Origin of the sequence: Aeromonas sp. FDAARGOS 1419 (assembly GCF_019047045.1) — a bacterium.
GTDB lineage: Bacteria > Pseudomonadota > Gammaproteobacteria > Enterobacterales > Aeromonadaceae > Aeromonas > Aeromonas veronii.
This window is the reverse complement of the sequence record NZ_CP077209.1, coordinates 4,447,387-4,469,610: the sequence shown is the minus strand read 5'-3', so window position 1 is coordinate 4,469,610 and position 22,224 is coordinate 4,447,387. Positions and strand designations below refer to the sequence as shown.

General features: G+C 60.8%; 14 protein-coding genes and 2 riboswitches. Of the genes, 6 read left to right on the top strand and 8 right to left on the bottom strand.

The features are described 5' to 3' along the window. Position 1: 1 nt before the first annotated feature. The 4 genes from I6L49_RS20410 to I6L49_RS20395 form a co-directional block, all read right to left on the bottom strand. Positions 2-2,983, bottom strand: coding sequence for a M66 family metalloprotease (locus I6L49_RS20410; RefSeq protein WP_216950256.1), 2,982 nt, complete (start codon positions 2,981-2,983; stop codon positions 2-4). A gap of 73 nt (positions 2,984-3,056) precedes the next feature. Continuing rightward, complete coding sequence (locus tag I6L49_RS20405; RefSeq protein WP_216950255.1) at positions 3,057-5,675, bottom strand: glycosyl hydrolase family 18 protein; 2,619 nt, start codon at positions 5,673-5,675, stop codon at positions 3,057-3,059. A gap of 99 nt (positions 5,676-5,774) precedes the next feature. Continuing rightward, positions 5,775-5,862: riboswitch (cyclic di-GMP riboswitch) on the bottom strand. 620 nt (positions 5,863-6,482) lie between these two features. Further along, positions 6,483-9,077, bottom strand: coding sequence for a glycosyl hydrolase family 18 protein (locus I6L49_RS20400; RefSeq protein WP_216950254.1), 2,595 nt, complete (start codon positions 9,075-9,077; stop codon positions 6,483-6,485). Positions 9,078-9,179: 102 nt separating this feature from the next. Next, a riboswitch (cyclic di-GMP riboswitch) is annotated at positions 9,180-9,267 on the bottom strand. A 234-nt stretch (positions 9,268-9,501) separates the two neighbouring features. Continuing rightward, on the bottom strand, positions 9,502-12,957 hold the full coding sequence (locus I6L49_RS20395) for a PAS domain-containing hybrid sensor histidine kinase/response regulator (protein WP_216950253.1): 3,456 nt from the start codon (positions 12,955-12,957) through the stop codon (positions 9,502-9,504). 215 nt (positions 12,958-13,172) lie between these two features. Between I6L49_RS20395 and I6L49_RS20390 the strand changes: the two genes are divergently transcribed. Genes I6L49_RS20390 through I6L49_RS20380 form a run of 3 tightly spaced genes read left to right on the top strand, consistent with a single transcriptional unit; the run spans position 13,173 to position 15,163 of the window. Beyond that, a complete protein-coding gene (locus I6L49_RS20390) occupies positions 13,173-13,721 on the top strand; it encodes a DUF2975 domain-containing protein (RefSeq protein WP_216950252.1) in 549 nt (182 codons plus the stop codon). 7 nt (positions 13,722-13,728) lie between these two features. Then, positions 13,729-13,938 (top strand): helix-turn-helix transcriptional regulator, encoded by a 210-nt coding sequence (locus I6L49_RS20385; protein ID WP_005335250.1) that lies wholly within the window; start codon positions 13,729-13,731, stop codon positions 13,936-13,938. 7 nt (positions 13,939-13,945) lie between these two features. Next, the gene (locus I6L49_RS20380) at positions 13,946-15,163 is read left to right on the top strand and encodes a hypothetical protein (RefSeq protein ID WP_216950251.1); all 1,218 of its coding nucleotides are present in this window, start codon (positions 13,946-13,948) and stop codon (positions 15,161-15,163) included. Between the two features lie 77 nt (positions 15,164-15,240). Here the strand turns inward: I6L49_RS20380 and I6L49_RS20375 are convergent, their stop codons facing one another. Together I6L49_RS20375 and I6L49_RS20370 are read right to left on the bottom strand one after the other, a co-directional pair. After that, complete coding sequence (locus tag I6L49_RS20375; RefSeq protein WP_139436754.1) at positions 15,241-16,395, bottom strand: 3-phenylpropionate MFS transporter; 1,155 nt, start codon at positions 16,393-16,395, stop codon at positions 15,241-15,243. A 289-nt stretch (positions 16,396-16,684) separates the two neighbouring features. Beyond that, positions 16,685-18,790, bottom strand: a complete 2,106-nt coding sequence (locus tag I6L49_RS20370; RefSeq protein WP_204383991.1) for a TonB-dependent hemoglobin/transferrin/lactoferrin family receptor — start codon at positions 18,788-18,790, stop codon at positions 16,685-16,687. Positions 18,791-18,983: 193 nt separating this feature from the next. Here I6L49_RS20370 and I6L49_RS20365 point away from each other — a divergent pair, with 193 nt between their 5' ends. Genes I6L49_RS20365 through I6L49_RS20355 form a run of 3 tightly spaced genes read left to right on the top strand, consistent with a single transcriptional unit; the run spans position 18,984 to position 20,956 of the window. Beyond that, positions 18,984-19,955 carry a ChaN family lipoprotein gene (locus tag I6L49_RS20365; RefSeq protein WP_216950250.1) on the top strand — a complete coding sequence of 324 codons (972 nt, stop codon included), beginning with the start codon at positions 18,984-18,986 and terminating at the stop codon, positions 19,953-19,955. Between the two features lie 25 nt (positions 19,956-19,980). Next, on the top strand, positions 19,981-20,535 hold the full coding sequence (locus I6L49_RS20360; protein WP_005348211.1) for a cysteine hydrolase family protein: 555 nt from the start codon (positions 19,981-19,983) through the stop codon (positions 20,533-20,535). 37 nt (positions 20,536-20,572) lie between these two features. Beyond that, the gene (locus I6L49_RS20355; protein ID WP_005335256.1) at positions 20,573-20,956 is read left to right on the top strand and encodes a hypothetical protein; all 384 of its coding nucleotides are present in this window, start codon (positions 20,573-20,575) and stop codon (positions 20,954-20,956) included. A gap of 87 nt (positions 20,957-21,043) precedes the next feature. Here I6L49_RS20355 and hutZ read toward each other — a convergent pair whose 3' ends face one another. After that, positions 21,044-21,601, bottom strand: coding sequence for a heme utilization protein HutZ (gene hutZ, locus I6L49_RS20350; RefSeq protein WP_005335257.1), 558 nt, complete (start codon positions 21,599-21,601; stop codon positions 21,044-21,046). Further along, positions 21,598-22,110 carry a heme utilization cystosolic carrier protein HutX gene (gene hutX, locus I6L49_RS20345; protein WP_005362516.1) on the bottom strand — a complete coding sequence of 171 codons (513 nt, stop codon included), beginning with the start codon at positions 22,108-22,110 and terminating at the stop codon, positions 21,598-21,600. Before hutX ends, hutZ begins: the two co-directional genes overlap by 4 nt. Between the last annotated feature and the right edge of the window lie 114 nt (positions 22,111-22,224).

The following is a 22,224-nucleotide window of genomic DNA, read 5'->3' as shown; positions in this document are numbered from 1 at the left end:
CCTAGGGGCAGCTTGCCGCCCCGACATCCAGCCAGACATCGTGTTTGCCCGGCTCATTGCCTTGAGTCCACCACTTGGCCTTCCACTGACGGCCGTTGTGGTTGGTCAGCTCACCGCCGTTGTAGGCAACGGTCGCGCTCCAGCCCAGCTCAACCTGACTCGCCAGCGCCCACTGATCGGCGACGCGGCCCGGTTCATTGCCCTGAGTCCAATACTTGGCACGCCATACCAGCTGGTTGTGGCTCACCTTGTCGCCGCCGTTATAGACCTTGCTGGCCTGCCATACGGGAACGTTGGCCGCTTCCGGATCTGTGGTGTTGCAAGAGCCGTCGACCACGGGCTCCAGCGTCAGCACGACGCGCCCTTCGCTTTGATGTATCCCATCCGAGACGCTCACACTCAGCTCATGCTGCTCGCTGGTGGTGACTGCCGGCGGCAGCAGACGCAGGTTGGCACTGGTCTCGCCTTCCGCCTGCCAGCCTGCCGGGAAGTGCCAGCGGTAGCTGAACGCATCCCCCTCGGGATCCCTCGCCTCGGCAGTGATGGTCAACCACTCACCGCCGATGCCGCCAAGCTGCGCCGGTACGGTCACCACCGGAGGCTGGTTCTCAACCACGCCCTGCTCCAGCGGCCGCCCGTTGACGGTAAAGGAGAGGGTCTGCTGCGGTGGCAACAAGCTCTGCTGTACCAGTGTCTGGCCACGGCACTGGATGGTGGCGCGACCTGGCTCGCTGGCGGTGGGCAGGTTGATGTGGAACTTGTTCATGACGCTGCTCGCCGCTCTGTGATTGGCCAGCCTGAAGCGCTGCAGACCATTGCGGGTCTCCACCTGCAACTGACAGTCATTGCCGGACAGAGTGTTGCTGTCATCCGGGTAGGTGAAGCCGTAGGCGCCGTGCAGAGCCGGATAGATGTAGCTGCGCAGGGCTCCTTGAGGATCGTAATAGCCCACCAGGGTGGTCACCGGCACGCCGAACTGCTCGGGCTTGCGCGCAACCTTGGTATCGATGGGGGAGACCTCCACCCAGCTCAGGCCATCCGAGGTGAAGCTCTTCTTGAAGCCCCGGTTCACCACAATTTCCTTGCCGTTGATAAAGAGGCGACTGTTGTAACCGGCCCCGTGATCGATGGTCAGACTGCGCCCACGGTTGTCCGCAGAGGCAACCGGCACCCGGATATCACGAGTCCAGCGACCGTCCCACATGGCGACCCTGACCAAGCCATAATCCGCCAGCAGGGCACTCAGTCCGGCCTCGCTCAGGGCATCCATGGGGGCATCGACCTTCTCGATCCCCTCGATTGTGTGCTGATAGGGCTCCATTCTGGCCGTCGCACTGTTCCACTTGCTAAAGCCAGTGGCCGAGTTGGCATCGAACACCGCCTTGCTCTCCAGGAAGCGCTGGATGATGGCGGCGGAATTGGGGGTATAGAGGGTGAAACGGTTGGCACCGGAGAGAGGGCTGCCGCCCGCCATCGCATCGTAGCCAAACTTGCGGCCATCGAACGGTGGCTGGCACTGGCCATCCAGACAGGCATCCTCATTGGTGCGGGTCGGGGAGAAGTTGGGGATGAAACGGTGTTTGTCACTGTCCCAGCCCCAGCTGGAGTTGAGCTGATCGGCACTGCGATGAACCGAGCCACGGAAGCCATCCACATAGTGGCCAAGGCCGAAGTTATGGCCCACCTCGTGGCTGAACTCGTTGCCCAGCGAATCATCCAGCGTGACGATGCCACCGCCACCAGAGCCACCGTGCACCTGAACCCCATTGGCATATTTGCCGCGGCTGTTGTGCGCCGTCAGCTGGGCCACCACAAAGGGATGGCTCCCCTCCCCTTCACCGGCACTGCTGTTGATGCCGTAGTTGGCATTGTCGATGCCGTGGGAGATAAGCTCCTTGCCGATGCGCTGACGCATGGTGCCGCCATGCCACCCCCCCTCGCTCGGGTCAAAATCGGTCAGCAAGGTGCCATTGGGCAGCATCACCTCAGGCAGGGAGAGCGGTGCATACTGACTGACAATCATCCGGCTGGCCGGAATGGTCTGGAAGTATTCGCGATGGGCCTCCTTATCATTGGCAAAGTCAAAGCGATCCCGTGGCGGGGTGAGCATGCCAATGTCGATGGTGTGCAGCAGCAGCTCGCCGGGGGCGCCGACCTTGATGTCACGCAGTTCACCACTGAGATTGCCCTGACGAACGGAGAGGTTCAGTCCGGGCTGGATCCACTCGGCAGGCAGCTCGCCGCTCCAGGTATCCGCTGCATAGGTGATGCGGTTGTTCTCCAGCTCCCCCTCACGGAACCACTGCCCATTGGCAAACTTGAACTGCAGGGCCTGGCCACGGGAGACGGTCACCTGTCGCTCGCCATAGAAGGCCGTCGAGTTATAACCGGCGCTGGAGCGGATCCGCACCATCTTGCCCTCCAGCTCCGGGCTCACGGGCAGGTAAATATCCCGAACCCAGCGGCCGTCGGCGGTCTGGATCTCCACCAGCGCGCGCCCGGTCAGCCGATCCTTGAGGAAGGCGCCGCTCTTGTCGTTCAGTTTGGCCAAATCAGCACTGCTGCTGATGATGGCAGTGGTGCCGCTCTCCGGGATGAAACTCACTCCCCCTTCTGGAGCCCCCGCGAGGTGGTAGACAGTCTCTGGCAGCGCCGATGGCGGCGACAAGGTCAGGGTGCCCAGCAGCTCGCCGCTGCCGTCACGGGCCTCCACCGTCATGGGAGTCACCCCATCGGCCTGGAGCGGTTTCACCAGCAGCAGACTCTTGCGCAGGCTGGTCAGGATGGGTTGGCGATCCCCCTCCTTGGGATGAGACGGCAGGATCTGGCTCTGGGCAAACTGCACGCTGGCAGCCAAGCTGCCCGCCAGATCGCTTTGCGGGGTCGTGTCATTGAATATCAGGGGCGAGGTGGCGGCAGACAGGGGGCCAGCCGCCAGGGTTGCCATGATGAGGGCAGCGATTCGGGTCACATTTGTGGTCATTGTCGGGTTCTCGTTCATATTGCTACCGGGAATGAGGGGCATGTCGCCATGCCCCGTCCTCGGTGAGGAGGCCTCAGTTACAGCTTGCTGCCCCGATATCCAGCCAGACATCGTGCTTGCCCGGCTCATTGCCTTGAGTCCACCACTTGGCCTTCCACTGACGGCCGTTGTGGTTGGTGAGATCCCCGCCGTTGTAGGCAACGGCAGCGTTCCAACCCAGATCAACCTGACTCACCAGCGCCCACTGATCAGCGGCGCGGCTCGGCTCATTACCCTGAGTCCAGTACTTGGCCTGCCATACCAGCTGGTTGTGGCTCACCTTGTCACCGCCGTTGTAGACCTTGCTGGCCTGCCATGCGGGAACGTTGGCCGCTTCCGGATCTGTGGTGTTGCAAGAGCCCCCCTCACCGCCTTCGTTGATCGGCGTGACGGTGAGACGGGTGGCCGCGTTGGCATCGAGTGCGCCATCGGAGACGGTCACAGAGAGGTCATAACCGGTTTCGGTATCCACCGCCGGGCCGGTGACCACCAGGGTGGCGCTGTTCTGGCCGGTCGCCGTGATACCGGCAGGCACTTGCCACTGGTAGATCAGCTCGTCGTCGTTGGGGTCGGATGCCTTGGCGGTGATGGTAACTTGCTTGCCCTCTTCCACCTTGACGCTGGCGGGCAGAGTGACCACCGGAGGCAGGTTGGGCTGCGGCGCCTTGTTGGTCACCACTACCTGATCCCTGGCGGTCAGTTGATGGTCATCGGTCACCGTCAGCTCGAACACCAGATTGATGTCGGCGGACACGGCATCGAGTACAACCCGGGCCTTGGCCTGAGTGACATCAAGCAGAGCGGCCTGCGGGCCGGAGACCTGCTTCCAGCTATAGGTGAGGGTGCCATTTTCCGGGTCGTGGGAGGCGGAGCCGTTCAGCGTCACCTCGGTCGGGCCGGTGACACTCAGATCGCTGCCCGCATTGGCAACCGGCGGCTTGTTGGCTGGTGGGGTGACCCCTTCACCGTGACCGAGACCTTCATGCATGGCGTTAAGGATGTCGCCGTTGTCGGCATCGATCTCCCAGGAGAAGAGCCCGCCCAGCTTGTTGGCCAGCACGTATTGGCCTTTCGCCTTGACCGAGCGCTCGTCGTCATAGGTGATCAGCTCGCCGGTGGAGGGCTTGAACAGGGTCGCCGCTTCGGCAGTCTCGTCGTAGTTGTACTCCCAGCCTGCGCCCATATGGCTGTTGACGATGTGGCGATAATCCAGCACGCCATCTTCCCAGGTGCCCTTGATCTTGCCGGTGGCGGTGCCGGTGAAGGGATCGTTGCCCTGATATCCGCTCACCCCTTTCCAGCCGCGACCGTAGGCGGCGGCACCGATCACCAGCTTCTCGGAGTCGACCCCCTGCGCCAGCAGTTGCTGCACCGCTGCATCAGTGTTGTAGCGCTTGTTGGCCGAGCCGTTGGTGGCCTGATAGAGGTTGGCCTGATGACCCAGGGAGGTATTGCTCCAGGCGCCGTTGTAGTCGTAACTCATCACGAAGAGGTGGTCCATGTACTGCTGGGCAGCCTTGTAATCCACATCCTCAATCTTGTCGTAACCGGCACCGATGGCGGAGGTGAGCTGATAGGTGCGACCGGTCTCGGCCTCCAGCTCGTCGAGCATGGCGCGCAGATCCTTCATGATCAGCACATAGGTTTCACCATCTTTGGTCTTGTCCCCCAGATTGGGGTTGGCGCCATCGCCACCCGGGAACTCATAGTCGATATCGACACCGTCGAAGAACTTCCAAGTCTGCAGGAACTCTTTGACCGAGGCGACGAACACGTCACGCTTGGCCTTGTCATCCATGAAGAAGAAGGGATCGGAGAGGGTCCAGCCCCCGATGGAGGGGAGGATCTTGAGATCAGGCTGGGCCTGCTTGAGCGCCATCAGGGCACCGAAGTTGCCCTTGTAGGGTTCATCGTGAGCGGTCAGACCGCTTTGTGGCATCTGGACCGCAGCCCAGGGATCATGGATCGCCACCTTGAAATCGGCGCGACCGGCACAGGCCCGTTGCAGCGCCTGGAAGCTGTTGCCGTTCTCGATCTCCTTGAGGCTGTCATTGAGCCCATCCCCGCCACAGATCGGGGTGAAGCCATAGAGGATATGGGTCAGGTTCTGCGCCGGCAGCTTGTCTACAGTGAACTTGCGACCATAGACACCCCACTCCACATAGTAAGTCCCCACCACCTTGCCTGACTTGTTGGCGTAGGGCTTGTTGTTCTCCTGCAGCGCAGCCTTGAGCGGTGCAAGGTGGCTGCCATCGGTATCGGCGACCACGATCTCCTTCTTGTCTGAGAGGGTGCAGCCGTCGGCATTGCAGAGGGCCACCTGCATCTGGTAGCGGCCCCCCTTGTTCACCTTGAAGGTGGCAGCGCCAGCGGCGGAAGAGGGACCGGACCAGACTTCCTTGCCATCCAGCAGCACCTTGGCACTCTGGCCAATATCGCCGTTCCAGAGATTCCAGGTGACGGTCACATCGGCGCCATCCTTCACCTTGACCAGCTCGTTATAAGCGGTCGCGGACTGGCTGACTTCGACGATAGCAAACTTGGTGGGGCCCCAACCGATAGCGGGTTTGCCGGGAGCTGCCGCATAAGCGGCGGAGGAGGCGAGCAGGGTGCCGACCATCATGGCCAGCAGCGCGGGTTTTGGACTTAGCATATTGCTTTCCTTTTCGTTATTGGAAAAACGAAAGGGCAACGCAACACGACAGGTGACACAAAAACGGCCACCCCTTGGCAAAGGCAGCCTGCATTCTACTGTGGTGGCCCCGCTATCCTAGGTCGTCTTGACCCTTAGACCGGAAGCTTTGCGTCCCGACTTTTCAATCGGTTTGCCCTTGTCACAACGTTATTTCTGGCGATAAATAATCGCCGATTGACTGTAGGGTAATTCTGATAAGTAAGCAAATCGGACCATTGTCCGCCCACCGGTTACCAACTCCGACAATTACCCACTTTCAAGAAATTAATGCTTAAAAAACAGCCGGATATGCAGACATAATCTCATCACCTCCAACCAGATACCTCACACCATTTTTTTGATCTGCATCACACCAAATTGAGAAAAATCAATGAGTAAGAACAATACGCGACAAAAGACCCATCTGTATCGCAACTAATGAATTTATAATCGCCGCTTTGCATGGCCAGCAGGTGTCTTCATGCCCAGCGAACTGCCCTCACGCACCCGGTTATCCAGATACGACAAATTTGTTCGTTTGACGATTTATGCCTTGCCACTGGCCGGGATGATCTGGCTTATCAACAGCCTCAATGGCTGGCAAAGGGCAACGTGTGGCACAGATGCCAGCTATCGGGGAGAGCATTAATCACTAGCCCGGAAGGGCTGCTTTGCAGACACAAAAGAGAAGCTGGGTGGGGAAACCGATTGGCAGACCCGCCAGAATGTGGCGAAGCGGGGAGAAAAAACAGGGCATGACCGGCATGCCCCGCCACCATTCAATGCTTATTTACAGCTGGCGGCCCCCACATCCTGCCAGACGTCGTGTTTGCCGGGCTCATTGCCCTTGGTCCAGTACTGCGCCTTCCACTGACGGCCGTTATGGGTGGTGAGCTCGCCACCGTTGTAGGCCACATTGGCATCCCAACCCAGTTGCACCTTGCTCACCAGCAGCCACTGATCCGCGGTGCGGCTCGGCTCGTTGCCCTGGGTCCAGTACTTGGCCTGCCACACCAGCTGGTTGTGGCTCACCTTGTCGCCGCTGTTATAGGTGCTGGCCGCTTTCCAGACTGGCCAGTTGGCCGCATCCGGATCGGTCGCCGTGCAACCACCGCCGCTGCTGGCCGGTTTGACCGTCAGACGGGTTGCCGCGCTGGCATCCAGCCCGCCGTCAGAGACGGTGACGCTCAGGTCATAGCCGGTGTCGATGGTGACGCTCGGGCCGGTGACCACCAGAGTGGCGCTGTTCTGACCCGTTGCGGTGATGCCTGCCGGCACACTCCACTGATAAGTCAACGGATCACCGCTCGGATCAGAGGCGGTCGCCTTGATGGTCACCTGCTTGCCCGCCTCCACAGAGGCCGTGGCAGGTAGACTCACCACCGGCGCCAGATTGGCCTGCGGCGCCTTGTTGGTCACCACCACCTGATCCTTGGCACTCAACTGCTGATCATCGGTCACCGTCAGCTCGAACACCAGATTGATGTCGGCGGACACGGCATCGAGTACAACACGGGCCTTGGCCTGAGTGGTATCAAGCAGGGCAGCCTGCGGCCCGGAGATCTGCTTCCAGCTATAGGTGAGGGCGCTGTTTTCCGGATCGTGGGAGGCCGACCCATCCAGCGTCACCTCGGTCGGGCCGGTCACCTTGAGGTCACTGCCCGCGTTGGCCACCGGCGGCTTGTTGGCTGGTGGAGTGGTTCCCTCGCCGTGACCCAGACCCTCGTGCATGGCATTGAGGATGTCGCCGTTGTCGGCATCGATCTCCCAGGAGAAGAGGCCACCGAGCTTGTTGGCCAGCACATACTGCCCCTTGGCCTTGACCGAGCGCTCGTTGTCATAGGTGATGAGGTCGCCGGTCGCCGCCTTGAACAGATAGGGCGCCTCGGCCACCTCGTCATAGCCCTTCTCCCAGCCCGCCCCCATCCGGTTGTTGACGATGTCGCGGTAATCCACCACTCCGTCCTCCCAGGTGCCTTTCACCTTGCCGGTCGCCTTGCCGGTGAAGGGGTTGTTGCCCTGATAACCGCTCACCCCAGTCCAGCCACGGCCATACATGGCGGCCCCGACCACCAGCTTGCCCGGTTCAACCCCCTGCGCCAGCAGCTGATTCACCGCCTTGTCGGTGGTGTACTTGGTATCGGGATCCCAGCTCGCTGCATAGAGGTTGGTCTGGTGGCCCAGCTCGGTGTTGCTCCAGGCACCGTTGTAGTCGTAGGTCATCATGAAGATGTGGTCCATGTAGGGCTGGGCCGCCTTGTAGTCCACATCCTGGATCTTGTCCCCCCCCGCCCCGATGGCCGAGGTGAGCTCATACTGGCGACCAGTCTCGGCCTCCAGCTCGTCGAGCATGGCCCGCAGCTCCTTCATCAGGGCCACGTAGGTGGCACCATCACTCGGGCTGCCCAGTTTCGGGTTGGCACCCTGTCCGCCCGGGTACTCCCAGTCGATATCCACACCGTCGAAGAACTTCCAGGTCTGCAGGAACTCTTTCACCGAGCCGACAAACACATCGCGCTTGGTTTTGTCACCGAGGAAGTAGAAGGGATCGGAGAGGGTCCAGCCGCCGACCGAGGGGAGGATCTTGAGGTTCGGATAGGCCTGCTTGAGCGCCATCAGGGCGCCAAAGTTGCCCTTGTAGGGCTCGTCATGGGCTGTGAGGTTGCCTTGCGGCATCTGGATGGCGGCCCAGGGATCGTGCATCGCCACCTTGAAGTCGGCCCGGCCTGCGCACGCCCGCTGCAGCGCCTGGAAGCTCCCTTCGATCTCCTTGAGGCTGTCGTTGAGGCCATCCCCGCCGCAGATGGGGGTGAAACCATAGAGGATATGGGTCAGGTTCTGGGCCGGGATCTTGTCCACCGTAAACTTGCGGCCATAGACCCCCCACTCCACATAGTAAGTCCCCACCACCTTGCCGGACTTGTTGGCGTAGGGCTTGTTGTTCTCCTGCAGCGGCGCCTTAAGTGGCGCCAGATGGCTGCCGTCGGTATCGGCAACCACGATCTCCTTGGCATCAGAGAGGGTACAGCCATCGGCGTTGCACAGCGCCACCTGCATCTGGTAGCGCCCCCCTTTCTTCACCTTGAATTTGGCGCTGCCCGCCGCGGCCGAGGGGCCGGACCACACCTCCTGACCATTGAGCAGCACCTTGGCACTCTGGCCCAGATCGCCGCTCCAGAGGTTCCAGTTCACCTCCACATCGGCGGCATCCTTTACCTTGACCAGATTGTTGTAGGCAGTAGCCGCCTGATCGACTTCAACGATGGAAAACTTGGTGGGGCCCCATCCGATGGTCGGCTTGCCGGGCGCCGCAGCATAAGCGGACGAGGCGCAGCACAGACCGACCGCAAGGGCCAGCATGGTAGGCTTTGGACTTAGCATTTTTATATTTCCCTATTTCGTTATGTTGGCAACGAAAAGGGCTACGCCCTGACAGGTAACGCAGACGGCAGTGCGGCCTCTTGGCAAAGGTGCACAACAACCTGTGGTGGCCCCGCTATCTCAAGTACGGCTCATCCCTGGACCGGAAGCTTTGCGTCCCGATCTTGCGATCGGTTTGCCCTTCGGTTACTTCATTTGCGATGCAAAAAATCGCATCCCGACTATAGAGTGAGCCAATCCGGTCTGCCACTGTCGGCGTTCACCGACAGTGGCAATCCAAAAGAGTAACTGGCAGCCATTACGCAAGAAGATGACGATATCTTCGCCAATAAATCTCTGTTTTCGACATTCATCCATGACCACGGGCCACAGGATCATTCTACGGTTTTGTGAGCCGGTTCACGGCTAGCCGCCCCGGATGCGGCTAGCGCAGCAGCAGGCTGTTCATCAGGGCCCGCAGTTTGAGCGGTTTGACCGGTTTGCTGATGTAGCCATACCCCCGCTCGCGGATCTGCGCCTGCAACTCGCTCTTGCGATCAGCGCTGATGATGATGCCTCCCAGCTCGTCGCCACACACCCGTTGCAGGGCAGCGAGCGCCTCCAACCCGGTCTTACCATCGTCGAGGTGGTAGTCGGAGAGCACCAGTCTCGGCACAAACCCGTCAGCCACCAGCGCCTCGGCTTCGGCCAGATCGACGGCGCAGCGGACCTCGCAGCCCCAACGGCCGAGCAGGGTGCTCATGGCGGTCAGAATGTCCCGCTCGTTGTCGATACAGAGCACGGCTACACCTTCCAGCTGGCTGTCACGCACCACCGGCGCCGCCAGATGATGGGCCGTGACCGGCCGGGTTACCAGATTGAGGGTCACCGCAAAGACCGACCCCTTGCCCGGCCAGCTTTGTAATGTGAGCTGATGACCGAGCACCAGCGAGATGCCGCGGGCGATGGCGAGCCCCAGACCCAGCCCCTGCTCCTTGGCGGTACGGGAGTGATCGAGACGGGAGAACTCGTCAAAAATAGCCTCCTGCTTGTCTTGCGGGATGCCGGGGCCGTTGTCCCATACCTCGATGCGGATCTTCTCCCCCATCCGGCGGCAACCGAGCAGCACCCGGCCGCCCGGGTTGTAGCGAAACGCATTGGTGAGGAAGTTCTGCAGCACCCGGCGCAGCAGCCGCACATCGCTGTGCACCGCGTGCTTGCTCTCCACCACCGAGAAGTGAATCCCCCCCGCCTGGGCCAGCACGCCAAACTCCGCCTTGAGGTTGTCGAGCAGATCGCGCAGGGCGAAGTCGAGCTTCTTGGCCTTGAACTTGCCCGCTTCGAGCCGCGAGATATCGAGCAGATCGGTGATGAGATCCTCGGTCGCCCCCAGCGCATCATCGATATGGCGGGCGATGCGGGCCTGCTCGCCAGCATCGGGCAACATCTCCAGCAGGGAGGAGGTAAACAGCTTGGCGGCATTGAGGGGCTGGGTCAGATCGTGGCTGACCGCCGCCAGAAAACGGCTCTTGGATTGATTGGCCCGCTCCACCTGCTGGTTCACCAGCAGCAGCTGGCGGTTGAGTTCGGAGAGCTCACGGGTACGCTCGGCCACCCGTGCCTCCAGATGTTCGTTCGCTTCGCGCAGCACCCGCTCCGCATCGCGAAACGGGGTAATGTCGGTAAAGGTCATGACAAAACCGCCGGCGGGCATGGGGTTGCCCTGCATCTCGATCACCCGCCCATCCGGGCGCTCCCGCGCCGAGATATGGGCGCTGCCGCGTTTCATAAAGGCAACGCGCCGCGCCACGTGATCCTCGATATCGCCGGGACCACAGAGCCCCTGCTGGGCGTTGTAGCGGATGATCTCCTCGATGGGACGCCCTGCCTGAATAAGCCCCGGCGGATAGTGGAACAGCTCGATGTAACGGCGGTTCCAGGCCACCAGCCGAAGCTCCCTGTCCACCACCGAAATCCCCTGCCCGATATGCTCGATCGCCCCCTGCAACAAGCCTCGGTTGAAGCGAAACACGTCGGAGGCCTCATCGACTATGGTGGCGATCTCCTCGAGCTGCATGTTTCGTCCCTGCAGGGCAGAGGCGAGCACCAGCCGCGCTGACGAGGTACCAAACACCCCCGCCAGCAGCCGCTCGGTATGGGCAATCAGCTCGGCCGAGGCCTGCATCTGGGGCGCCAGGGTGCCGCCCCGCTCACCGGCGAAGCGACCAAAGGCGCGCTTGACCCGGCTTGAGCCGACGAAGCGGGCCGCCAGCATCTCCAGCTCCTTGACCGAGACCCGTGCCTGATAGAGGGCGGCAGTATCGCGGCTCGGCTTGCCGACAAAGTTGGCCGCCTGCAGCCGCTCGCTCACCGCAGGGCGCGACAGCAGCGAGCCCGCCACATAACCGAGCAGGTTGAAGAGCAGGCTCAGGAAGATGCACCAGGCTCCGAGACTCAGCTCGCGAAATGCGGGCCAGTCCGGCGGTGCCAGCAGTTCGGCCAGCGGTGAGCCGGCCAGCAGCCCGCTCTCCACCAGCAGGGTCACGAACCAGAGGCTCACCCCGAGGCTCAACCCAAGATATACCCCCTTGCGATTGCCGTGACGCCAGTAGAGGCCGAGCAGCAGGGCTGGCGCAAACTGAGCCACCGCGCCAAAAGAGAGATAGCCGATGCGCGACAAGCTGGTGAGATCGCCGAGCCAGAGGTAGAGCCCCCAGGCCGCCAGCAAGATCAGCAGGATGGCGCCACGGCGCACCTGCAACAGCAGCCGCACCAGCCGCTCGTCACGCCCCTGCCGCCAGAAGCGGCGCAGCAGCACCGGCAGCACCAGATCATTGCTCACCATGATCGCCAATGCGATGGTGCAGACGATCACCATGCCGGTGGCCGCCGAGGTGCCGCCGAGAAACGCCAGCATCGCCATGCCATCGAACCCGAGGGCCATCGGCAAACTGATCACATAGGTATCGGAGGCCATGTCAGCCCCCACCCACTGTTTGCCCGCCAGTGCCAGCGGCCAGATAAAGAGCCCCATCACGAACAGGTAGAGCGGGAAGATCCAGCGCGCCCAGTGCAGATCCTGCCCCTGATTGTTCTCCACCACAGTCACATGAAACTGGCGCGGCAGGCAGATGACGGCGCACATCGCCAGCACCGTGTAGATGGCAAGCTCCAGCAGGTTGCCGGGGCTCACCGCCACCACCTGTGCAAAGAAGTCACGGGTCACCTGCTCGTGAGCCTCGCCCGGTTTGCTCAGGATCAGCCAGAGGGCGAAGCCCCCCACCGCGATAAAGGCCAGCAATTTGACCACCGACTCGAAAGCGATGGCCACCACCATCCCCCTGTGGTGCTCGGTGGCATCGAGATGGCGGGTGCCGAACAGGATGCTGAACAGCGCCAGCAGCAGGGTGACCCCGAGCGCCAGCTCGCTGGTATTGCTGGTCGGGCTGATGCCGCCGCTGTTGACCATCAGCAGATCCAGCCCGGTGACGATGGCTTTGAGCTGCAACACCAGATAGGGGAGGATCCCCATGATGGCGATGAGGGCGATCACCATGGCGAGCCGCTGGGATTTACCGTAACGAGCAGCGATAAAGTCGGCGATGGAGGTGATGTGCTCACGCTTGGCCACCAGAATAAGGCGAGCCAGCAGCCGCCAGCCAAACAGAAAGACCAGCATGGGGCCAAGGTAGATGGGTACTGGTGACCAGGGGGATTCACTCGCCTGCCCCACGGTGCCGAAGAAGGTCCAGGAGGTGCAGTAGACCGCCAGCGACAGGCTGTAGAGCAGCGGTTGCCCCTTGAGACGGTGCCGTTTGTGCTTGTCTGCCACGAAGGCGATCAGAAACAGCAGCCCCAGATAGGTGAGCGACAATCCGATCAGCAGCCATCCCTGGTGCATCGATAACTCCTTGTCCATGTTGAGTTTTTGTATACAGCCTCGCCAGTCTAGAGAGGCTGCAGCCAAAAGTCATCCCCTTCGGACAGATTGAAATTATCGTTTTTCAATAAGTTTTATCTTGACTGCATATCGTAAAACAATAAACATCACCAGTGTGAATATTGATAAACGATAAACTTTACCTTTCAGATAAAACCATCACAGTGAGGAATGAGATGATCTCCAACAAACTCGAACGCTCGAGCATGCTGATCGAATGGCTGCTACTGCTGGCACTGCTGGCGACCCCTTTGATCACCTTGCTGGAGGTGTGGACCCCCTTCGGTGGTGCCGATTTTCTGCAGGAGAAGCTCAACACCATCTTGAGCCGCCCCGGCATCAATCCTGCCGACTATCCCCTTCACTTCTCCACCCGGCTGCTCGGCACCCTGGTGCAGCTGTTGCCGGATCTGGTCTTTATGATGATGCTCTGGCAACTGCGTCAGCTGTTTCGCGGCTACCGCGCCGGTCTGCTCTTCACCTTCGAGCAGATCCGCCGCTACCGGCAGATCGGACTGCTGCTCTGTACAACCTTCCTGGTCGAATTGATCCTGACCCCCTTGCTGGATACCGTCCTCACCATGAGAGGCCCGGAAGTACTCGGTACCATAACGCTGAGTACCTCAGATTTCCGGGTACTGCTGGCGGGACTGATCGTACTGGCGCTGGCACTGGTCATGCGCGAGGCCAAACTGCTGGCCGATGAACAGCAACTGACGGTGTGAGGATCCTATGCCCATTATCATCCGACTCGATGCCCTGCTGGCCGAGCGCAAGATGACCGCCCGCGAGCTGGCCCAGCGCATCGACATCACCGAGGCCAACCTCTCGATCCTCAAGAATGGCCACGCCAAGGCGGTGCGCTTCTCCACCCTGGAGGCCATCTGCCGTGAACTCAAATGTCAGCCCGGCGATCTGCTGGGCTACGAGCAGGAGCGCTAACCCTCTTATGAGTCGTCATATCACCCTGTTTGCCCTGTGGCTGCTGCCGCTGTGGGCCTGCGCTAGCAATGACGCGAACGGCCCCCGCTACCTTATCGAGCAGGGCGCCAGCGCCAATGTGCTGCAAGTGCGCCTCACCGTGCAGGGCAAGCCCCCTTTTACCCTGCTCCCCGCCCGCCAGTTGCCGGGCAATGCCACGCCGGTTTCCCCCGCGCTGGTCTGCCTTGCAAACAACCAGCCGGTTGCCCTCAACCAGCCCTTCTCCTGCAAGGAGATCGGCTGGCAGATCACGCTCACACCGGCTCCGGCAGAGGGTGCTGATGCCTCGGCCCAACAGTCGCTTCTGTTCGCTCCCAACCAGTGGCTATTGACCGAATGGGGTAACTTTGTGCGCCAGATGGGGAACCACCAAGGGGAGGTCTGTCTGCCGGATGGCAGCTGCCAACCGCTGCCGGATGTCAATCAGCCGCCGCTGATCCTGCCATTTGGTCTGCAAACTGTGTCCGTCACCAAACCGGATCCGCGGCTGGTGCTGAGCCATGACGAGACCGCCAACCAACTCGATCTGCTGGCCTTGCAGCAACAACTGAATGAGATCATCGACTATCTGGCCTTTCAGCTTGATGTGACCCCTCCCACTCACCCGTGGCAACTGGTGTGGCTCGGGCGAGATGTGGCAACCCACTCCCTTGGCGGAGCCGCCGGGGATCAGGTGTTTGTCGCCAACTACCCCACCGAGGCTGGCAAACCGACACCACAGGCCCCCTTGCGCCTGCTGCGCACCTTGGCCCACGAGGCGGTGCATATCCTCAGCGCTCGCCACTCTGCTCCACAACCCACCTGGGTCAACGAGAGCCTCGCCGAGTACCTCGCCATCAAGGCGTTGCGCCGCTTTCGGCTGCATCAGGTCACGGCAGTCAACGAGCTGGCCGAGCGGGGCAAACAGCTGCCCCATCGCGAGAGTGGCCTCTATCGGGCGGCTCGCGAGGTGCTGGCGGGCGATCGCTCCTACTACCCGCTCTTTTACGTCAAGGGGAGCGCCTTCTGGGAAGCGCTGGAGCGGGAGCTGCAGCACAATGATGTGACGATGGCGCAACTGCTGCCCCAACTGGGCTGGCTGCCGGATGGCCGCTTTGATGCTGCATCCAATGAGCTGCTTGCCGGCACCATCGGCTCGGATACCTGGCGCCGTCTCAGCCGCCTCTATCTTGGCGAGCAGCAGTAGCGCCACAAACCGCAGTAACGAAAAAGGGAGAGCCGTGGCTCTCCCTTTTGTTAGGTGATGATTCAAATAGACAAATATCAGGCCGGAGCCCTCTCCTGCGCAGACGGCGCAAAGGGGCGTAGCCGCAGGAAGAACACCGGCAAGACCACCAGCACCATCAGGAAGAAGATGCCGCCGCCGAGAGGCTCGAACAGCACGCCGCAAAGTGCCATCAGGGCCGCCACCGTCATGCCGAGGCCAAGGGCCGCATAGAGCGCCTGAGTCGGGATCAACTGCTCGGCGGGCAGCTGGCGAGTCATAAAACGCACAGCCCCGAGATGACTCATGCCAAACGTCACCGAGTGGAGCAGCTGCCCCAGCACCAGCACCCACAACTCGGTCGAGGCACCCAGCAATACCCAACGCACCACACAACCGATGGCACCGGCGATAAAGAGACTCTGGGCGCCAAAGCGCTGCAAGAAACGCTTGTCGGCGGCGAACATGCAGATCTCGGCCACCACCCCGAGCGCCCAGAGATAGCCGATGATGGTGCCGCTATACCCTTGCGCCTTCCAGTAGATGGCGCTGAAACCGTAATAGGCGGCGTGGCTCCCCTGCAGCAGAGCTGTCAGCAGCAGGAAACGGCGCACCGGTGCGCTGCGCAGGGTTGCCAGCAAGGATGCTTTGGCCCGCTCGCCCTGACTATCCTGTGGCGCCGGATAAAGCGGCAGCCAGCTGAGCAGCAGCATCAGCGCCAGCCCCGCCACCATGGTGTGCAAAATCCAGTCACTACCGAAGTTGCCCACCAGCGCCCCCACCAGGGTAGAGGCGACGATAAAGGCAAAGGAGCCGCACAGCCGCACCTTGCCGTAATCGAGGTGCGCCTGCACCACCATGCGGGTCGCCAGCGCCTCACCTACCGGCATCAGGGTCGGATAGATAAAGTTCGCCAGCAGGGTCAAGCCCACCAGCCACCAGAGGTTATGACTGAGGTAGAAGCCGAGAAACGCCAGCAGACTGAGCAGGGAGAGCAATCGGGTCACCGGCAGCAGATGGCCCGCCCCCTTGATCTGTCCCATCACCATCAGGTTGCCGGCAAAGCGGATCGCCATCCCCGCCCCCAGCAGGAGACCAATCATCTCGGCGCTGACGCCCACCCCCTCCAGCCAGAGCGACCAGAACGGCAAGTAAGCACCGTAGACAAAATAGAAGGCGCCGAAAAAGAGCGCTAACCAGGAAAACGCGGGCATAGATCCTCTGCAACCGGATGACGGGAGCAGAATGATAACCCATCCTCCCGCGCAGATCCCGATGGAAACCCTGCGCAGAAAACGAAAAAAATTCAATAAAATTGAACTATTACCGAAGAGGTGGGGTCTACCTGGTAACACCTCCTCCTGGTTAGTGTTGCAATCCTTCCACCCGCCCATGGCGGGTTTCTTTTTTAGGCAAACATTTGCTCTGCTCCATCGTCACAACATGGCGGCGACAAAAAAGGGGCCGAAGCCCCTTTGATCATCTGCGTCTGTTGTTTGCTCTTTAGAATACGTATTTGACCCGTGCACTCAGGTTGCGACCCGGTTCGGTCATCAGGCTGTTGTCGGAACCTGCATCACGACCGGCGATGCGCTCGTAGCTGGTGTACTCCTTGTCAAACAGGTTGAAGACCCCGACGTTGAGCTGCAGATCGCTCATCGGGTTGAACTGGGCGTACATATCCACCACACCCCAACCGGCGCTCTTCACGTAATCGTTGCCTTTGCTGTCTTTACGGACTTTGTCCATGTCGTCAGCAAAGCGCAGCGCTGTGTTGAAGTTCCATTGGGCCTGTTCCAGACGCACACCGACCGAGCCGTTCAGCGGGCTCAGGCTGTTGATGTAGTTGCCATCCCCATCCTTGCCTTCGATGTAAGCAAGGTTGCCCCAGACATTGACGATGTCGTTGAGCCAGTAATCCGCCTTGGCTTCGACCCCTTTGGTGGTCGCCTTGCTCAGGTTCTGGTACTGGTAGACGGCGGTGCGCCCCTCTTTGCCCACTTCCACCATCTCGATGAAGTCTTCAAACTTGTTGTAGAAGCTGGCTACTTCATAGCTGAAGCCATTGCTGCTGCCACGTACGCCGAGATCGATGCCGTCGCTGCTCTCCGGATTGAGGTTCGGGTTGGGCTCGATGCGATAGCCGTACGCCTGATGGTTCAGGGTGGAGAAGGCGCTGTCATACATGGGGGCCTTGAAACCGTGGCTGTACTGGGCGAACAGGTTGGCCGCCTCGTGGGCCTTGAACACCAGACCCAGCTTGGGTGACAACTCCCCTTCGGAGAACTTGTGCAGCTTGTCGCCGGTGTAGGCCGGATCGTTGTCCGGGGTCATCCGGTAGTAGTCATAACGTGCACCCGGGGTCAGTACCCAGCGCTCGCCAAACTTGATCTCGTCAAAAGCCCACAGGGCGCTGCGCTCGCTGGTGGTAGCCGGGAAGCTCAGCTCGTTGTAGCCGACAAAATCACCGGGAGTCGTCGGCCCCTTGTAACGGGTACGTTCGTTATCGGTGTGCTCGTATTCAGCCCCCCAGGCCAGGCGGTGGTTGGCGACCGCCTTGTGGAACTGCAGCTGGGCGCCGATGTTCTTCTGATCGAACACGTTGTGATCCAGCGAGTTTTTGGTCACATAGGGGTTGCCGGGGCTGACCGGATACTTGGATGAGGCGTACTGATCCAGTGTCTGCTTGGTGCGAGCGAAGTAGACCTTGCTATCCATCCGATCGGCCCAGCCTTGGTTCAGCGCGATGCCGTGATCCAGCACCACAGAGAGGTTGTCGGTCTGCTTGTCGGTGATGGGCTGATCAAAGACACGGGCAGTGCCGGTACCGACCTTGTTGAGTTTGACCGCATCCGGCTCCTCGCCATCGGTCAGGTAGTCGACGGTCAGCTTGAGGAACTGCTCATCGGAGAGATTCCACTTGCTCTTGAGCAGCAGGGCGTGGGTACCGATATCGAAGTCGTTTTTGGTGGAGTCGAAATTCTGGGTCACACCGCCATCGCGCCAGGTGTAGCGCAGCAGGTTCTCCACTTCACCAGTGCGCAAGGCGCCGGTAAAGCCCGCCATCTTCTGGTGGCTGCTGGAGGCGTAACCGCTGGTCACATCCAGATAACTATCCTTACCCTTGAGGAAGTCGCTGGCATCCTTGGTGGTGATGGCAATCACGCCACCCAGCGCATCGGAGCCGTAGGCGGCAGACGCCGGCCCCTTGGCCACTTCTACCTGCTTGATCATGTCGGTATCGAAGTAGCTCTGGCCAACCCCGCCCTTGCTGTAGGCATCGTTCTGGCGCACACCGTCGCGCACCACCTTGACCCGGTTTTCACCCATGCCGCGGATGATGAAGGTCTGCGCATCCCCCTGACCGCCGAGCACGGTCACACCGGGTTCGTAGCGAAACAGGTCGGCGACGTTGGTGACGACCTGCTCTTCAATCTGCTTGGCGGTGATCACCGAGATGGGGCCGGAGACATCTTCCAGTTTTTGCTCCATCCGTGAGCCGCTGACGACCACGACTTCATCCGCCTTCTGGGTGGCAGCAAAGACCTGGGAGGAGAGACCAGCCGCCACGGCGAGGGCAACCAGAGAGAGTGCGTTATGATGGGTCACAGCGAATCCTTATTGAGAACTGTTATCAAACAGGCCGCATATTACCCGGCTCTCGACAAAGATCAACAAGAAACGAAATCATTCTCATTTGTTTTGAACCAAATTGGTTTTACACTGTCGCCCTGTGTTGCCCTTATTCTCTATTAGCCCCCCGAGATGCACCGGCATCCGGGCATATCAGCCGTGAGATCCCATGATTAGACGACTTCCCCTGCTCGCCCTGCCGCTGCTACTGGCAGCCTGTGCCACCCCCACCCAACCGACCCAGTCATCACAGTTGCAGACGCTCTATGACTACCGGCTAAGCGGCGAAAGAGAAGCAGACCTGACGCTGGAGCAAGCAATCGCGCGCATTGCCGACGCCGACATCATTCTGGTGGGTGAGCTGCACAGCCATCCCGCCGTGCATCTGTTGCAATCGCGCCTGCTGAGCGGGCTCTACACCGCAGGTCAGCAGCACGGTCGGCCATTGGCCCTCTCCATGGAGCAGTTAAGCCGCGCCGATCAGAAGACGCTGGATGCCTATCTGGCGAACCAGATTGGTGAAGCGGCCTTGATCCGCGAAGGCAACGCCTGGCCCAACTATCCGAGCGACTACCGCCCGCTGGTAGAGTTTGCTAAAGCGCACCAGATGCCGGTGATCGCCGCCAACGCCCCCAAGCCGCTGGTGAGCTGTGTCGGTCAGGAGGGGGCTGAGTGGCTAGACAAACTGCCCGCGTCGCGCCGCAGCCAGCTGGCCCGCCAACTGACGCTAGGGGATGATCCCTATAAACAGAAATTTATGGCCTCCATGCACCACGGCGATGCCGACAGCAACGCCCGCCGCTTCGCCGCCCAAACCAGCTGGGATGACACCATGGCCGAGAGCATGGTGGATTATCTCGCCAAGCACCCGGGCCAGCAGATCATGCATATCGCCGGCAATTTCCACGTCGAGGGGGGGCTTGGGCTCGCCAGTCGCATCGCCAGCCGCAATCCTGCCCTCAAGGTAGCGCTGGTCGTGCCCCGTACAAATGAGACCTCTGTTGCAGATCCCGCAGCCGATGTGCAGGTAACCATCATGCCGCTGCCTAAGCGCTGGCAAAACAGTGACGAGATGAAGCAAGATATGGGCGCGCTGCATCAATCCCGCAGTCGTGACTGCAGCCAGTGGCTGCAACCCTAATCTTCCAGGAAACGGCGGGTAAAATATGGATGTGTTACTGATCATCGATGTGCAGCAAGGCTTGTTCAACGAGCCCCGTTACCGCCAGGAGCAGGTGCTGGCCAATATCAACCGGGCTGCGGCCCATGTCAGGCAGCAACAGGGACGGGTCATCTATATCCAGCATGACTCGCCCCCCGGTACCGAACTGGAACCGGGCACACCGGGTTGGCAGTTGCACAGTGCGCTGCAACCGGCCAAGGGAGAGAGCCGGGTGCGCAAAACGGCATGTGACAGCTTTCTCGACACCGAGCTCGCCTTCCTGCTGGCCGAGCAGCCGGTCGATCGACTCATTCTCTGTGGCTGTGCCACCGATTTTTGCGTCGACACCACGGTGCGCAGTGCCGCCTCCCATGGGTACGAGGTGCTGGTGTTGAGCGATGGTCACACCACCGCTGATCGCCCCCATCTGAGCGCGGCCCAGATCACCGAACACCATCACTGGATGTGGCGCCACCTCAGCCTACCGGAGGGGCGCAGTGTGACCCTGCTCACCACCGACGAGCTGCTGGCAGTAACACCCGCCCTGCAGCCGTGCTAATCTGCGAGCCTCGCTTCGTTTCTCACTGGAGTCTGTCGTGCGCCTGTTGTCTGCCACCCTGTTGTTGATTGTTCCCCTGCTGTCGGCCTGCTCCAGCTTGCCCGGACAGAAGTATGACGGGCCGGAGCCCCTGTTTCTGACCCACATCAACGAGGAGGGGAGCAAGCGCTTCACCTTTGAAGCCGCGCCCAACGACACCTTGCCGCGCGGCCTATCGGCAGCCCAGAGCCAGCGGCTGCTGGAACAGCGAGAGGCGTTGCAGGAGAACCTGCTGACCGAGACCCTGGCGACCAAGCAGTATTGCCGCCAGGGCTACATAGTGCTGAGCCAGACCTCCTGGAAGGTGCGGGGGGAGTGCAACGAAACGGCCACCGACGCCGATCGTCGCGCTTTTCCCAACAAGGCCAGCTGGCAGGATTGAACAGGCCGGATGAGATAACACAATAAAAACGGGCAGCCCAGTGGCTGCCCGTTTTGTTATGACGGCTGTCGTGGTCGACAGGGATCGTCAGACCGGCGCATCGGCCGGGCTGGTGAGCTCGGCACCGTTATCGATGCGCTTGTGCCCTTCCACCAGATGGACGAAATCCACCAGCTCGTCACCGGAGACTGCGAACGCCTGGCCGAAGCCCTTGACGAACAGCCCCTGCTCCGGCTTGAGGCGGAACAGTTTGAAATCCTTGAGGTTGGAGAGACCCTTGATGATCTCGCCAAAACGTCCCTCCAGCGCTGCAACCGCCTTGCTCCAGCGAGCGTCGTCTCGGGCCACCACTTCAGCCACCGCATCGAAGGTCAAGCGCTTGCGGGCAAACAGCTCGCGGGCACCGCTCTCATCCTCGATCAGCATCAGGGATACCCGGGGCACCTGTTGCAGGTTGCGGGCGTGGCGGGCGATCTCGGAGATCAGCACATAGTAGCCATCTTCCTGCAGCACGAACGGGGCATAGCTGGCGTTGGGATTGCCTTCGCCATCGACGGTGGCGAGCTGCAGGGTACGGCAGCTGTCGCGAAACTCGCGGATCTCCGGTTGCAGGCGGTTCTGCAGACGCTCCTGACGTTCACTCATGCTTTGACTTCCTCTTGAGAGTTGTGGCGCAGCGCCATGAAACGGGTGACCTGATCGGCCAGCAGCTGGCGTTTCTCGTCGCGACCCAGATAGACCTTGAAAATACAGCGGCCGGAGTGACCGAAGAACTGGAAGGAGTGCCCCTCCTTGCCCATGAACAGCTTGCTGACCAGCGCAATCCCCGCCACGTTGTCGAGTTTGAGGTGACCATGCAGCTCACCGTCGCGGCCCATCAGGTTGTAGTAGCCGCGTGCGTCCTTGCCTTTCGGGAAGGGGGCTTTGACCTCGAAGATGGAACCTTCTGATTCGACGATGGTGGTCACCGGGCCCCAGTCGGCCAGATCTTCCAGCAGACCTTGTGCGCGATCGGCGGGCAGCAGGGTCACCAGCTCGGCGGGCAGATGGCGAACCACCTCCCATTCGCTGATGGCAAGCTGGGCCGCCAGGGTGGACGGATGAGCGCCGGGATCCTGCTCCAGCAGCGCGTGAATGCGTTGTGCAATGCTCATGTTTTCTCCCTCTGCGGGACCATGTTGTCCCGCTGTTTATCATGGCGGCTACTCTAATAAAGCACCGAAACCAATGCAATTGATAATTGCTATCATTATCAGTGCATTTTTTCC